This window comes from Nonomuraea spiralis (genome assembly GCF_014648435.1).
GTDB lineage: Bacteria > Actinomycetota > Actinomycetes > Streptosporangiales > Streptosporangiaceae > Nonomuraea > Nonomuraea spiralis.
The window spans coordinates 417,837-430,842 of sequence record NZ_BMRC01000003.1 but is presented as its reverse complement, the minus strand read 5'-3'; the positions used below and the strand labels follow the sequence as shown (position 1 = coordinate 430,842).

Sequence of the window (13,006 nt, the reverse complement as noted above, 5' to 3'; positions counted from 1 at the left end):
TCCAACAGATACTGGTTACTTCATCGTGCTATAAGTACCTTATGGATACTGGCGACGCCTTTGACCCGAACTGCCCGACCAGGCTGGTCCTGGACCGGATCGGCGACAAGTGGTCGGTGCTGGTGCTGCTCAGCCTCATCGACGGGCCGATGCGCTTCACCGCGCTGCGCGGGCGTATCAACGGGGTGACGCCGAAGGTCCTGACGCAGACGTTGCGCGCCATGGAGCTGGACGGGCTGCTCACCCGCGAGGTCTTCGCCGAGGTGCCGCCGCGGGTGGAGTACACGCTGACCGACCTCGGGCGTTCGCTGCACGCGCCGATCTCGGTGGTCGCGCGGTGGGCCGAGGAGAACGTGCACGAGATCCTCCGCCATCGCGAGAAAATTTCGTGAATTGATCTTATTTCCGCACTAGTGATGGTTTTCTTCGCCCTGGCCGTATAAAAACGTATCTCTCGTTTAATGGCGTGACTTCTGGCTACTCGCGGCCCCCTACGCTTTCCCCGTCCCACGACGGAGGGAGAACGGCGGTGCTGGGAGTGGACACCTGCCTGGCGGAGGTCATGTCAATACCGGGCGCGCTCGACGCCATGCTGGTCGACGGCACCAGCGGTATGGCGGTCGCCTTCAGCAGCGCGTCCGGCGTGGACGCCGACAGGTCCGCCGCGGCGCTGACCGAGGCGCTGCGCGCCACCACCGACGGGCTGACCCGGACGTGTCCCGGCGAGATCGTGCGCATCGACGACATGCTCGTCACCACCGACCGGGGGCACCACCTGCTCCGGCTGCTGGAGACGGTCTTCGAGGGGCCGCTGGTCATCTACGTACGTCTCGACCTGGAACGGTCGAACCTCGCCCTGGCCCGCTACCGCCTGCGGGCCATCGCCGGCCTGCTGACGACCTGAGCCATGACCGCCCTCGACTCGCTCCTCGCCGGACTCGCCCGCGAACGCGCGACAGGGGCACTGCGGCTGGGCAGGAACGGCACGGTCTTCCTGTCGGACGGGCGCGTGACGTACATGGAGTGCGCGCAGACCCCCGGCGTCGAGCGGCTGTTCGCGGCCAGGGGGCGGGTGTCGGAGTCGGCGCTGCGCGCGCTCCAGGCGGACGGCGGCCGCGCCCGGCTGCTCCAGGAGGGCCCGGTCACCCTGGCCGAACTCCAGTACGCCGTCCTCGGGGTGGTCCTGGACGCCGCGTTCTTCCTGCTGCCGGTGACCGGCGTACGGCCGAAGTTCCGGCCCGGGGAGGAGCACTGGCTGGGCGGGCAGTGGTTCTTCGACGTACCGGAGCTGGTACGCGAGTGCGCCCGCCGCCGCGACCAGCTCACCGGCATCTGGCCCTCCTCCGACGTGGACACCCAGCCGGTACGGCCGATCCCCCGCCTCCCCGGGCACGGGGTCGCGCTCAGCCAGGTGCAGTGGGAGGTCGTCGTACGGGCCGACCAGAAGGCGACGCCGCTGGAGCTGGCCCGGCATCTGGGCCGGTCGGGCTACTCGGTGCTCCTGGCCGTCAGGAAGCTGGCCGCCGCCGGGCTCCTCGCCCCGCCGGACCCGGCACGGCCCGCCGCGACGCCCCCGCGCCGCCCGGACGACACCCCAGGCACGGCAGACCCGCCGCCCAGACAGGTCCCGAGTCCGGACCCCCTGCCCCGACGGGTCCCGAGCCCGGTGCCGGTGCCCGCGCGCACCGGGGAGGGCGGCTCCCACCAGGCCGCCGGGCCGCGGCCGACGGCGGACCCGACCGATCTGACGCTGCTGCGGCGGCTGAAGAAGGCGCTGGAGGAGATGCCGTGAGGTTCCCCTCACGCAGGAGGAGGCCACCTGTGGAGCTACGGCAAGAGGTCCTGGCGGAGATGGAGCTCCTGCGCGGCCGTACGCCGGACGTCACCGGCAGCGTCGCCTGCACCGTGGACGGCCTCCAGATCGCCTGCGACCTCGAAGGAGAGACCGGCGAGCGGGCGGCGGCGCTGTCGGCGGCCCTGCTCGCGATGAGCAGCCGGATGCTGACCATGACGGGCCGCGGGACGTTCGAGGAGACCCTCGTCTCCGGCACCGCCGGTTTCGTGGCCTTCTACGCCGCGGGCCCCACCATCGTCCTCACGGTCCTGGCGGGACCCGGCGCCAACGTCGGGCTCCTCCGGCTGGAGGGCAGGAAGACGGCGGCCTCCGTGGCCGCCGTGGCACGCAAGCACTGACCATCCCGACCGAAGCGGAGGAAAAGCATGGCAGGCATGGACGTCTCCCTCAAGGAGATGATGGGCATCGACGGCACGATCGGCGCGGCGATCGTCGACCACGGCAGCGGCATGGCGCTCGGCACGCTCGGCGGCTCGAAGGAGCTGGATCTCCAGGTCGCGGCCGCGGGGAACACCGAGGTCATGAAGGCCAAGCTGCGCACGATGGACTCGCTGGGCCTCAAGGACGGCATCGAGGACATCCTGATCACGCTCACCGCCCAGTACCACATCATCCGCCCGATCACCGGCCGCAGCGGCAAGGGCCTCTTCCTCTACCTCGCCCTCGACCGCAACCGCGCCAACCTGGCCCTGGCGCGGCACATGCTCAAGGTCATCGAGGAGAAGCTGGAGCTCTGAACACCGCCTCACGGCTCCGTGACGGCCGCCGTCACGGAGCCGGTGTGCGCGCCGACCTCGGCGACGATGGCGGGCCAGAGCGGGCGCGGCAGGTCGTGTCCCATGCCCGGGTACGTGACCAGGCGGGCGCCCGGGATGGCGGCGGCCGTGGCCCGGCCACCGGCGACCGGCACGAGCTGGTCGTCCTCGCCGTGGATGACCAGCGCGGGCACCTTCAGCCCGCCCAGCGGCGACGTACGGTCGCCCGAGGCCAGGATGGCGGCGAGCTGGCGGGCCGTGCCGGCCGGGTCGTGGCAGCGGTCGAAGGCGAGCCCGGCCAGCCTGCTGACACGTTCGCGGTCCAGCTCGTAGCCGGGGGAGCCGATCACGGCCCAGGTCCGCAGCGCGTCGGCGACGACCGCCTCGCGGTCCGCGGCGGGCTTGGCGAGCAGCACCGCTGCGGCCGCCTCGGTCGGCGGGGCCGCCTGGGGGCCGGGCGTGGACATGATCGAGGTCAGGCTCAGCACGCGGCCGGGATGCCGGATGGCCAGCGCCTGGGCGATCATCCCGCCCATCGAGGCGCCGACGACGTGCGCGGCGGGCCATCCCAGGACGTCCATGAGGGCGGCGCTGTCGTCGGCCAGGTCGTCCAGCAGATACGGCGAAGGCGCTCCCCATTGGGGAACGCCCTCGTCGTGGAGATGGGTGGACAGGCCCGCGTCGCGGTTGTCGAACCTGACGACGTGGTGCCCCTGCTCGGCCAGGAGTTCACAGAAGTCGTCGTCCCAGTGGATGAGCTGGGCGCCGAGTCCCATGATGAGCAGCAGGGGCCGTCCCGCGGGGGAGCCGAAGCTCTCGTAGGCGATCTCGATGCCGTTCGCGGCTGCGCGCTGGATCACAGCGACCAGAATGTCATTCTGGTCGTTCGGCGTAAAGAGCCGTATGTCCGGGGATCAGTCGTTGAGGAGCTTGCGCAGGCGCTCGCCGCCGAGCACCACGCCACCGCCGGCCACCACCAGCACGCCGGCCATGACGGTGCCGCCCATCGCGACGGACTTGCCGATCCCCTCCTGGCCACCGGCGGAACCGGCGGCGTCGTCGGCGGCCTGCGCGGCCTCGACCTTGGGCGGCTCGGCGGGGTTCGAGTCGTACCTGCTCCACGCGCCGGTCGAGAAGGCCACGGGGTAGTTCTTCTTGCCCTTGCCGTCGCCCCACTTGGTGATGACGTAGTCGATCTTGATGTGGCCGCGGCCGCCGTTGCCGTCCACACCCAGGGTGTCGGAGTTGAAGGTGCCGCCGGTCAGTTCGGCGAAGGTCTTGGCGTCGAGGTCGAGCATGACCCCGCGGTTGGAGGGCACACCGGGGCCGCGGTCACCGACGAAGAACGGCATCTTCTTGCCGTTGAACGTCACGTAACCCTCGGTCATCAGGGGCCAGCTCGGGCTGGCGGCCAGGCCCTTCTGCATGGGCTTGCCACTGGCGGGAAGTCCGGTGTCGCCGGCGCGGCCGGAGGAGTCGTCCCAGAAGTAGGAGGCCGTGGTGGACCCCTTGAGCAAAATCTTCTGGTCGTCGCCGGTGTCGGCGTGGGCGCAGGTGGCGCCGATGGTCAGCGCGCCCAGGGCGGACGCGGACAACAGGGCGATGGAACGCAGGCCAAATCGAGCAGACATGATGCAGTGAGTCCTTCGCGAGGGGACAGGGGGAACGCGCGCGACTACGGTCCGTAACCAGGCATGAGCGCCGAAAGGGCGGTTACGCGGCGCGTGGGGGAAAGTCGGGGAAGAGGCCGCTCAGCAGGCGGCCGTCACTACACTGCCTGGGGGAACGACGAGGTGGTACATGCGGGTCAAGTCCTCTCCATCTCGCCTACCGGGTTAGCTGACGGGTTCGGGCGTGGAGATGCCCTACCGGCACGTGGCCGGATTCACCCCAATGAGATGGGTCCCCGGTTCCCGACAAGTCGGGATTCGGCGCCAGCTGTCGCCCCTCTCCTGGTAGGGACTACGCCACCAGCTGGTAATTGGTTAAGACCGTACCCAGAGAAACGGACAAATACAAACGAATCGTCATGAATCGGGTAAAGATCTACCTGTCATGGCAAAGAGAAAGGGGGCACGGCATGCCGTACCCCCAGAGAAATTGGGCCTTTCAGCCGCCGCTCTTGCGCCTGAAGGATCTTTTACTCGCGGCCGGACCGTGCGCCCCGTGGATCTTCGACGGGTCCACGCCCTTGCCACCCGCGGCCGAGTCGGCGTGCTGGTTGCGCTTGCGTTCCAGCGCCTCGCGGAACTTGCGCTTCATCTCGTCCTCGGGAGTCTCGTCGACTTCCGGCTCCGGTGTTTCCGCCATGAGGACCTCCTGGTGTTGGGGACATCCACAGCTTCGCATGACGTCGCTTACGACGCGAAACCGGCCTCCACTCTGCTTTCCGCCGCCGGCGCCTGCTCCACCCGCCTGCCCGGCATCATGACCAGCGCGACCAGGGCGACCACCGCGCCCGCCACCCCCAGCGACGGGATCACCACGGCCGCCGCCGAGGCGTGGGCGGCCGCGAGCCCGTGGACGGGCGCGTCCGTGCCGATGACCGAGGTGTACGCGGTGCCGCCCAGCGCCAGCGCCACCGAGCCGCCGATCTGCCGGAAGAAGGTCAGGTTGGCCGAGGCGGTGCCGATGTACCGGGGCTCGACGGCCTGCTGCACGGCCACGGTCAGCCCCGACAACATCGGGCCCATGCCGAGCCCGATGAGCACCATCCACCCGGCCAGCACCAGGCCGTCGGTACGCAGGGTCAGGTTCAGGCAGAGCAGGCTGCCGGCCACGAGCAGGAACGGCGCCACGACCAGCCACGGCTTGTACGTGCGCGTCCTGGACATCAGCGTGCCCATGAGCGCGCTGCCCGCCACCATGGCCAGCGTCATCGGGTAGATCCGCAGCCCCGACTCGGTGGCGCTGACGCCCAGCGCCTGCTGGAAGTAGCGCGGCAGGAACACCACGCCGGCGTACATGCAGAAGGCCGTGAAGAACGAGGTCGCGTTGACCAGCGTGTACGTGCGGTCCCGGAACAGGTGCAGCGGCATGATCGGGCTCGCCACCCGCCGCTCGACCAGCACGAACACGACCAGCAGCACCAGCGCCAGCAGGATCGGCCCGGCCACGGGCAACGAGGTCCAGGAGTTGCCGTCCAGGCCCTTCTCGGTCAGGCCGAGCAGCAGCGCGCTGACGGCCACGCTGAACACCGCGATGCCCGCGTAGTCCGGCCGGCCCTCGCCGCCCGTACCGGGACGGAACGGCAGCCGCAGCACCACGATCGCGATCAGCACGATCCCGAGCGGCACGTTCACGTAGAAGGCCCACCGCCAGCTCGCGTGGTCGGTGAACAGCCCGCCCAGGAACGGCCCGGCCAGGTACGTCAACGCCATCACGCCGCCGAGCGCGCCCTGCACCCGGGCGCCGTTGCGCCCCGGCGGGAACATCTCCATCACCAGCGCCAGCGAGAGCGGCAGCAGCGCGCCGGCGCCCAGCCCCTGCACCGCGCGGAAGGCGATGAGCTGGGTCATGTCCTGCGCGAGGCCGCACAACGCCGACCCGGCCACGAACACCGACATCCCGAGGAGCAGCAGCGGCTTCCTGCCGTGCTGGTCGGAGAGCCTGCCGTACAGCGGCACGGTCACGGTGGAGGTGAGCAGATAGGCGGTGACCACCCACGTGTACAGCTCCGTGCCGCCCAGTTCGCCGGTGATGCGGGGCAGCGCGGTGCCCACGATCGTCTGGTCGAGCATCGCCAGGAACATCCCGCCGAGCACCGCCAGCAACACCAGGCCGTTGCCCTTGGTCTTCATGTCATTAGTCACAGGTGAAGATTGATATGTAAGAGCTGACATGTCAAGTCTTCGATATGCTGAGTGCATGTCCCTGCGGATCGCGCTCCTCGGCCTGCTCACCGCCAAAGGCCCGGCCAGCGGCTACGACCTGGCCAAAAGGTTCGAGCACTCGCTCAACCACGTCTGGCAGGCCGGGCACACGCAGATCTATCCCGAGCTGGTCAAGATGGCCGCCGACGGCCTGGTGACGGTCGAGGCCGAGGGCGCGCGGGGCCGCAAGATCTACGCCATCACCCCCGACGGCAGCCGGCTGCTCACCGAGTGGCTGATCGAGCACGACCCGTCGGCGACCATCCGCAGCGAGACCGCCCTCCAGGCGTTCCTGCTGCCGCTGCTCGACACCGAGCAGGCCATCGCCGTGGTCGAGCGCATCAAGGGCCACTTCGAGGCCCGTCTCGCGGTGCTCGACTGCCAGCCCGAGGGCCAGTTCGGCAATTACGCGCTGTCCCTCGGACTGCGCCAGATGCGCTCCGGCCGGGAGTGGGCCGAGGAGACCCTGGCCGCCCTGCGGCGCGAAGGGTAAAACGGAACTCTTCGCTTCCTGGTGTTGCGTTGGAGAAGCGCCGGAAATAGACCCAGGCATGATGGTCAACCTCCCTGTAGGGCGATGAGGCTCCTGGGTCGTGACCTGGCGATGGATCTCGGCGCGGCCAGCACGCGGATCTATGCCAAGGGCAAGGGCATCGTGCTCGACGAGCCCTCGGCCGTCATGCGCGACAGGGAGACGGGCAAGGTCGTCGGCTACGGCGCCGAGGCCGCGGACGGCGCGGACGGCGAGACGTACTGGCCGATCAGCGACGGCCTGCCCCAGGACGGCGAGCTCACCCGGCGCATGATCAGGCACTTCCTGCACAAGGTGCACCGGCATCCCTTCCCCAGGCCGCGCCTGGTCATGGCCGTGCCCGACGACTTCACGCCGATCGAGCGGGTGGCGCTGCGCGACGCCGGGTTCGAGGCGGAGGCCCGCGGGATCCTGCTGGTCAGGCACGCGGTCGCGGCGGCGCTCGGCGCGGGCCTGCCGCTGGACGACAGCACCGGTCACATGGTCATCGACATCGGCCGCGACGCCGCCAGGATCGCCGTGCTCTCCTGCGGGTCCGTGGTCACCGTCGGCACGGTACGCGGCGGCGGGGGCGCGGTGACCCGGGCCGTCGCCCGCCTGGCCGAGTACGAGCACGGCCTGCTGGTCGGCGAGCGGGAGGCCGAGGCGGCCAAGCTGTGCTCGGTACGGGAGCCGGCGGGCAACGTCCTGCTCCACGGCAGGGACGCCGACACCGGCGAGGAGCGCGCGGTCGCGCTGCCCGCCGAACGCGTCCGCGAGGCCGCCGCCCAGCCGGTCGAGCACATCGTGCGGGCCGCCGAGTACACCGTGGAACGCTGCCCCGCCGAACTGGCCGCCGACCTGGGCGAGGGAGGACTGGTGCTGGTCGGCGGCGGCGCACTGCTGCCCGGCCTGCGCCGGCGGCTGCGCGCGGGCCTGTCCATGCCGGTCCGCCGCGCGGAGCGGCCCACCGACTCCGTGGCCCTCGGCCTCGGCCGCTGCGTGGAGGACCTGGGGCTGATCGCCAGGCTCAGACACCGGTGAGCGACCTGTTCGCCCTGGGGGTCTCGTTCGCCGACAAAGCCGTCAGGACGATCGTGGTCTACCTGACGATCGCCGCGCTGATCCGCATCATGGGCAAACGCGGCATCGCCCAGCTCAACAACTTCGACTTCGTCGTCATGCTGCTGATGAGCAACGTCGTGCAGAACGCGATCATCGGCCCGGACAACTCGCTGATCGGCGGCGTGGTGGGCGTGGTGATGCTGGTGGCGGTCAACTCGGTCGTGGTACGGCTGGCTGCGGCCGTGCCCTCGATCGGCCGGATGGTCGAGGGCGACCCGGTGGTCCTGGCCCGCGACGGGCACTTCATCCCCTCCGCGCTGCGCCGGACGGGCGTACGGCAGGCCGACCTCGACGTCATGCTCCAGCTCAGAGGGGCCGACAGCGTGTCCGACACCGACCTCGTACGCCTGGAGCCCGGCGGCGCGCTCCTGGTCCGCCTGCGCGCCGAAGAGGTGGAGGCCGAACGCGGCGACGTGGACGAGCTGCGAGCGCGCCTGGAACGCATCGAACGCAAGCTGGACGAGCTGAATGGCAGGCCCTCATGAGAATGCGCGGCCGGGCGCCCTTCGACATCGATCCTTAATCTTGTGTTTATACGAGCTGCAATCGGAATTGATCTCCGATAAAGTCCGATCGTGCGCCTGGCTGGTCGCTCGGTCGTGATTTCCGCGGTGCTTTTCTGCGTCGGGGTCGCGGCAGCCTGTACCTCCGCCGGGCAGCCCTCCTTCGAGGAGGCGGCCAGGCGGCTCACCGCCGACACCGACGCCCTGCTCGCCGCCTCCACGCTGACCGTGTCGCCGGCCCATCGTTCCGACGAGACCGAGGACCGCTCGTGCCTGCCCGGCCAGGTGCGCCGGCTGGTCCAGGCCGAGGGCGAGGCCGCCGACGCCCCCGACGGGCTGCTGCTCACCCTCCAGGACATGGGCTACGACCAGATCGTGGACGACCTGGACCTGCGTGACGAGAGCACGGGCGTGTCCATCGTGCGCAACCCCGAGACGAACCTGACGTTCGAGCTCACCGTCCTCGACGGGCCGAACGTCAGGATCGTCGGCAGGACGACCTGCTACACCCCGGCGAACGAGAGCACCGCCCCCTGAACCGCGCTCGGGAGACTCAGAGGGCTCAGGGGGCGGACAGTGCCTCCGTCGGCGACAACCGCGAGGCGCGTACGGCCGGGTAGAGCCCCGCGACCGCGCCGATGACCAACGTGGCGACCAGGCCGCCGACCGTCGCCCACCCGGGCACCACGGCCGGCCACTCGCGGGAGAAGGCGTAACCGACGGTGACGCCGGCCCCCAGGAGGATCCCGCCCGCGCCGCCCAGCGCGGACAGCAGCAGCGACTCGGCGAGGAACTGGGTGCGGATCTGGCCGCGGGTGGCGCCGAGCGAGCGGCGCAGGCCGATCTCCGCACGGCGTTCCAGCACCGAGATGACCATCGTGTTGGCCACGCCCACGCCGCCCACGAGCAGGGCGACCGCGCCCACGCCGAGCAGCAGCCCGGCGAACGCCTGACCGGTCGCCTGCTTGGCGGCCAGCGCGTCGGACGGGCGGGAGACGTTCATCTCGTTGGGCGCCTCGGGGTTGGCCGTGCCGGCCAGCACCGAGCGCACGGCCTCCAGCCTGGCCTCCTGCGAACGGGTGTAGAGCGTGGTCGGATGCCCGTCGAAGTCCAGCCTGGACTCCGCGACCGGCCATCCGACCAGAGCCGCGCTGTTCAGCTCCTCGGCCAGGGGCACCGGGTCGAGCACGCCGACCACCGTGAACCGGACGCCGCCGACCACCACCTGCGTGTCGGGGGTGACCGTGCCGATGCCGAGCCGCTGTGCGGCGGCCGAGCCGAGCACGACGGCCGGGTAACGCTCGGTGGCCGCGTTCAGCCAGGTGCCGCGGCGGACGGTCGCGCCCACGGTCGGCAGCAGGTCGAGGCGGGCGGCGATCGTGATGAGCCCGTTGGTCTGGGGCTCGGGGATCTCCTCGCTCCGGTAGACCTTGGCCGCGGCCACGCTCCCGGTGGACGAGACCGACTCCACCGGGCCTATGCGCTCGATCATCGCCTCGGCGTCCATGGGCATCTGGGCCGCCTCGCCCATGAGCGTGGTGCCGGAGGAGACGGTGAGCAGGTTCGTGCCCAGCGCGGACAGCGTACGGTCCAGTTCGGCGCTGGAGGAGGATGAGATCCCGACCACGCCGATCATCGCGGCGATGCCGATCGCGATGCCGAGCGCGGACAGGAACGCCCGCAGCGGGCGGGTACGCAGGCCGACCGCGCCCACGCGCATCACGTCGCGCGGCCGCATCCTGGCCGGGGAGAGCCGGGGCCGCTCCAGCGTGGCCATCACGCCACCTCGGATTCGACGGGCTCCCGCACAGACGACCCCGAACCGCGGCCTTCGCCGGGATCGCGCTCTTCGCCGGAACCACGCTCTTCGCCGGGATCGCGGACCTCGCCGGAACCGTGGCCTTCGCCGGTCTCCGGGTGGTTCGCGGCGGAGTCGGAGACGATGCGGCCGTCGCGCATGCCCACCTGGCGGGGCAGGCCGGCGGCGATCTCGCGGTCGTGGGTGATGATCACGATGGTGGTGCCGCTCGCGTTCAGCTCGTGCAGCAGGTCCATCACGCCGTTTCCCGAGACCGAGTCCAGGGCGCCGGTGGGCTCGTCGGCCAGCAGCAGCGGCGGGTCGCCGGCCACCGCCCTGGCGATGGCCACGCGCTGCCGCTCGCCGCCGGACAACTCGTGCGGCTCGTGGTAGGTCCGGTGCCCAAGGCCCACGCGGCGCAGCGCCGCCTCGGCCCGCCGGCGCCGTTCGGACTGCGGCAGGCCGGTGTAGATCAGGCCGTCGGCCACGTTGTCCAGCGCGGTGACCCTGGCGGCCAGGTGGAAGTGCTGGAAGACGAAGCCGATCGTGGTCGCGCGGAGCGCCGAGAGCTGGTTGTCCGACAGTTTGGACACGTCGTACCCGTCGATCTCGATGCGGCCGGCGGAGGGGCGGTCGAGGGTGCCGACGAGGTTGAGCATCGTGGACTTGCCCGAGCCCGACGGGCCGACGATGGCGACGAGTTCACCGTGCCCGATCTCCAGCGACACCGAGTCCAGCGCGGCCACACCGCCGGGATAGGTCCTCGACACCCCGGTCAACGAGATCATGGCGTACGCCGCACGGGGTGCCGCGGTCGTACGGGCGGTCGCGGGGTGGGTCATTTCGGGATTCCCACGGTCATGCCCTCGGTGAGCCCGTCGCCGGAGACCTCGACCCGGCCGCCGGCGAACAATCCCGTCTTGACGGCGAGGTATCGCGATCCGCCGTCCTCGACCACTTCCACGCCGTACCCGCCCTCCTGCAGCGCCACGAGCGCCGACACCGGCACGGTCAGCACGCCCTTCCGCCTGTCGGCGGTGAACGTCACCTTCACCGCCGCCTTGTCCAGCCCCTTCGCGGCCTTGGCCGTCCCCAGCGAGACCAGCACCTCCAGGCGGGTCTCCGGGTCGGCGTTCTGGCCCTCGCCCGGCTCGATGATCGTGGCCACCTCGGTGATCCGGCCGGTCACGTTCTTGCCGTCGGGCATGGTGACCGAGACCTTGGTGCCCTTCTTGGCCATCCGCTGGTCCTCAGCCGCCAGCTTGGCCGTGACGACCTTCTTCGTGCCCGTGTACGTGAGGACCTTCTGCCCGGGGGCCGTGGGCTGCCCCTTCTCGGCCTCCATGCTCTCCACCCGTACCTTGCCAGGGGCGAAGACGACCCGGCCCAGCTCCACCTCGCCGGTCTCGTCGAGGCCGCGGTCGTCCTGCCACTCCCTGACCGCCTGGGCGGTGTCGTAGGTGTACTCGTCGTCCACCGTGAAGCCGTCGTAGCCGAGTTTGCGCAGGTTGCGTTCCAGGTTCTCGACGTCCTTGCCCTTGGTGCCGATCCGCAGGTCGCGGTAGGCGGGGGTGGTGCCGTACAGGAGCATGACCGGTTTGTTGTCCAGGCGGTACAGGGACCGGCCGCGGCTGATCTGGTCACCGCTGTCCGGGAGCCAGGTGATCGTGCCGGGTTTCCTGGCCACGGCCGTGGTGACCGGGCCGTAGCCGAGCTCGCCGTCGGCGTCCCTGGTGTCGTTCAGCGTCTGCCGGACGACCGGGGTGCTGGCCGGGGGCAGCGCGGCGGCCGACGTGGCCGGGGTGGCGCCGCCGTCCAGCAGGCCGCCGGGATTGATCGCCAGGACCGCCGCCCCCGCGACCGCGGCCACCCCGAGAAGGGCGATGATCGTCCGCCCGCCGCGGCGGCGGCGGCCCGGGCGGGGCGGAGGGGCCTCCGGGCCGGCCTGGCCGTCGATGGTGGCCGTCCCCATCAAGAGCCTCCCTGTCCCCCGCCGATGTTCATCCGGCACTTCTCTTGCGCGGACTTGAAGTCGGGGTCCTCGCCGACCTCGCGCGTGATGCGCACCATGCCGCCCTCGGGGTCGGGGAACGCCTCCACGCCGTTGTCGCGCATGCACTGGGCCTGCTTGCGCATGGCCTCGGCCGTCTTGGGATCGTTGCCCTTGCCCGACGTCATCCCGGCGGGCTGGAACTCCTTGCAGGCGTCCATGGCCTTCTGGATCTTCTCCGGGCTGCCGGAGCTCTTGTCGAACTTCATCTGGATCCGGCCGTCCGGACCGGGGTCGGGGACGTCCACGCCCTGCTCGCGCAGGCAGGTGGTGTACTTGATGGCCTGTTCGCCGCGGTCTGCCGTGGCCGGGGCGCTGGCCGCGGGCTTGGCGCCGGTGCCGGACACCGACGCCACGTCCGATCCGCCCTGCTGGCCGCCGCACGCCGTCAGGAACAGCGCGGCCGCGGCCAGCGCCATGAGGGGTCGTCCTCGCATGAATGCTCTCCTTCACCGGAAGCCGATTGGCGTTACGAGGGGAGATGCAATACGCGACCGTGTTTCCCCGGCGTTTCCATCCCGGGCTTATCCGGATCAA

The 13,006-nt window shown here is 70.7% G+C and carries 17 protein-coding genes and 1 riboswitch; of the genes, 9 read left to right on the top strand and 8 right to left on the bottom strand.

All coding sequences use genetic code 11. The annotated features are described in order from the left end of the window. The first annotated feature begins 41 nt into the window (after positions 1–41). From IEZ27_RS09335 to IEZ27_RS09315, 5 genes are all read left to right on the top strand, one after another. The gene (locus IEZ27_RS09335) at positions 42–392 is read left to right on the top strand and encodes a winged helix-turn-helix transcriptional regulator (protein ID WP_125637018.1); all 351 of its coding nucleotides are present in this window, start codon (positions 42–44) and stop codon (positions 390–392) included. 137 nt (positions 393–529) lie between these two features. Beyond that, complete coding sequence (locus IEZ27_RS09330) at positions 530–904, top strand: roadblock/LC7 domain-containing protein (protein ID WP_189646821.1); 375 nt, start codon at positions 530–532, stop codon at positions 902–904. Between the two features lie 3 nt (positions 905–907). Continuing rightward, a complete protein-coding gene (locus IEZ27_RS09325) occupies positions 908–1,792 on the top strand; it encodes a transcriptional regulator (protein ID WP_189646820.1) in 885 nt (294 codons plus the stop codon). Between the two features lie 29 nt (positions 1,793–1,821). Continuing rightward, a complete protein-coding gene (locus tag IEZ27_RS09320) occupies positions 1,822–2,193 on the top strand; it encodes a roadblock/LC7 domain-containing protein (protein WP_125637021.1) in 372 nt (123 codons plus the stop codon). Positions 2,194–2,220: 27 nt separating this feature from the next. After that, a complete protein-coding gene (locus tag IEZ27_RS09315) occupies positions 2,221–2,592 on the top strand; it encodes a hypothetical protein (RefSeq protein ID WP_125637022.1) in 372 nt (123 codons plus the stop codon). 8 nt (positions 2,593–2,600) lie between these two features. Here the strand turns inward: IEZ27_RS09315 and IEZ27_RS09310 are convergent, their stop codons facing one another. From IEZ27_RS09310 to IEZ27_RS09295, 4 genes are all read right to left on the bottom strand, one after another. Then, positions 2,601–3,470, bottom strand: coding sequence for an alpha/beta fold hydrolase (locus IEZ27_RS09310; protein ID WP_229823731.1), 870 nt, complete (start codon positions 3,468–3,470; stop codon positions 2,601–2,603). A gap of 54 nt (positions 3,471–3,524) precedes the next feature. Further along, on the bottom strand, positions 3,525–4,241 hold the full coding sequence (locus IEZ27_RS55265; protein WP_308427266.1) for a hypothetical protein: 717 nt from the start codon (positions 4,239–4,241) through the stop codon (positions 3,525–3,527). A gap of 178 nt (positions 4,242–4,419) precedes the next feature. After that, positions 4,420–4,554, bottom strand: a riboswitch (cyclic di-AMP (ydaO/yuaA leader). Positions 4,555–4,719: 165 nt separating this feature from the next. Continuing rightward, a complete protein-coding gene (locus tag IEZ27_RS09300; protein WP_125637023.1) occupies positions 4,720–4,920 on the bottom strand; it encodes a DUF5302 domain-containing protein in 201 nt (66 codons plus the stop codon). Between the two features lie 47 nt (positions 4,921–4,967). Then, entirely contained in the window at positions 4,968–6,422 is a 1,455-nt protein-coding gene (locus IEZ27_RS09295) for an MDR family MFS transporter (RefSeq protein ID WP_229823723.1), read from the bottom strand. A gap of 55 nt (positions 6,423–6,477) precedes the next feature. On the opposite strand from IEZ27_RS09295, the gene IEZ27_RS09290 reads away from it, so the two are divergent. The 4 genes from IEZ27_RS09290 to IEZ27_RS09275 all read left to right on the top strand — a co-directional run bounded on the left by IEZ27_RS09290 (position 6,478) and on the right by IEZ27_RS09275 (position 9,158). Beyond that, the gene (locus IEZ27_RS09290) at positions 6,478–6,975 is read left to right on the top strand and encodes a PadR family transcriptional regulator (RefSeq protein ID WP_189646818.1); all 498 of its coding nucleotides are present in this window, start codon (positions 6,478–6,480) and stop codon (positions 6,973–6,975) included. 84 nt (positions 6,976–7,059) lie between these two features. Next, positions 7,060–8,037, top strand: coding sequence for a rod shape-determining protein (locus IEZ27_RS09285; RefSeq protein ID WP_189646817.1), 978 nt, complete (start codon positions 7,060–7,062; stop codon positions 8,035–8,037). Then, on the top strand, positions 8,034–8,603 hold the full coding sequence (locus IEZ27_RS09280) for a YetF domain-containing protein (protein ID WP_189646816.1): 570 nt from the start codon (positions 8,034–8,036) through the stop codon (positions 8,601–8,603). The genes IEZ27_RS09285 and IEZ27_RS09280 overlap by 4 nt, the downstream gene beginning before the upstream one ends. A 90-nt stretch (positions 8,604–8,693) precedes the next feature. Beyond that, positions 8,694–9,158 carry a hypothetical protein gene (locus IEZ27_RS09275; RefSeq protein WP_189646815.1) on the top strand — a complete coding sequence of 155 codons (465 nt, stop codon included), beginning with the start codon at positions 8,694–8,696 and terminating at the stop codon, positions 9,156–9,158. Positions 9,159–9,183: 25 nt separating this feature from the next. Here IEZ27_RS09275 and IEZ27_RS09270 read toward each other — a convergent pair whose 3' ends face one another. Genes IEZ27_RS09270 through IEZ27_RS09255 form a run of 4 tightly spaced genes read right to left on the bottom strand, consistent with a single transcriptional unit; the run spans position 9,184 to position 12,906 of the window. Further along, positions 9,184–10,398, bottom strand: coding sequence for an ABC transporter permease (locus IEZ27_RS09270; RefSeq protein WP_189646814.1), 1,215 nt, complete (start codon positions 10,396–10,398; stop codon positions 9,184–9,186). Next, on the bottom strand, positions 10,398–11,261 hold the full coding sequence (locus IEZ27_RS09265) for an ABC transporter ATP-binding protein (protein ID WP_379478558.1): 864 nt from the start codon (positions 11,259–11,261) through the stop codon (positions 10,398–10,400). The genes IEZ27_RS09270 and IEZ27_RS09265 overlap by 1 nt, the downstream gene beginning before the upstream one ends. After that, positions 11,258–12,391: an efflux RND transporter periplasmic adaptor subunit gene (locus tag IEZ27_RS09260; protein ID WP_189646813.1), complete on the bottom strand. Its 1,134-nt coding sequence runs from the start codon at positions 12,389–12,391 to the stop codon at positions 11,258–11,260. The genes IEZ27_RS09265 and IEZ27_RS09260 overlap by 4 nt, the downstream gene beginning before the upstream one ends. Then, entirely contained in the window at positions 12,391–12,906 is a 516-nt protein-coding gene (locus IEZ27_RS09255) for a hypothetical protein (RefSeq protein ID WP_189646812.1), read from the bottom strand. The genes IEZ27_RS09260 and IEZ27_RS09255 overlap by 1 nt, the downstream gene beginning before the upstream one ends. Positions 12,907–13,006 lie beyond the last annotated feature (100 nt).

Excerpts from the sequence above, each read along its gene's own strand:
- IEZ27_RS09335 (WP_125637018.1), top strand. The coding sequence starts at position 42 with ATGGATACTGGCGACGCCTTTGACCCGAACTGCCCGACCAGGCTGGTC.
- IEZ27_RS09325 (WP_189646820.1), top strand. The coding sequence starts at position 908 with ATGACCGCCCTCGACTCGCTCCTCGCCGGACTCGCCCGCGAACGCGCG.
- IEZ27_RS09315 (WP_125637022.1), top strand. The coding sequence starts at position 2,221 with ATGGCAGGCATGGACGTCTCCCTCAAGGAGATGATGGGCATCGACGGC.
- IEZ27_RS55265 (WP_308427266.1), bottom strand. The coding sequence starts at position 4,241 with ATGTCTGCTCGATTTGGCCTGCGTTCCATCGCCCTGTTGTCCGCGTCC.
- IEZ27_RS09300 (WP_125637023.1), bottom strand. The coding sequence starts at position 4,920 with ATGGCGGAAACACCGGAGCCGGAAGTCGACGAGACTCCCGAGGACGAG.
- IEZ27_RS09290 (WP_189646818.1), top strand. The coding sequence starts at position 6,478 with ATGTCCCTGCGGATCGCGCTCCTCGGCCTGCTCACCGCCAAAGGCCCG.
- IEZ27_RS09285 (WP_189646817.1), top strand. The coding sequence starts at position 7,060 with ATGAGGCTCCTGGGTCGTGACCTGGCGATGGATCTCGGCGCGGCCAGC.
- IEZ27_RS09270 (WP_189646814.1), bottom strand. The coding sequence starts at position 10,398 with ATGGCCACGCTGGAGCGGCCCCGGCTCTCCCCGGCCAGGATGCGGCCG.
- IEZ27_RS09265 (WP_379478558.1), bottom strand. The coding sequence starts at position 11,261 with ATGACCCACCCCGCGACCGCCCGTACGACCGCGGCACCCCGTGCGGCG.
- IEZ27_RS09260 (WP_189646813.1), bottom strand. The coding sequence starts at position 12,391 with ATGGGGACGGCCACCATCGACGGCCAGGCCGGCCCGGAGGCCCCTCCG.
- IEZ27_RS09255 (WP_189646812.1), bottom strand. The coding sequence starts at position 12,906 with ATGCGAGGACGACCCCTCATGGCGCTGGCCGCGGCCGCGCTGTTCCTG.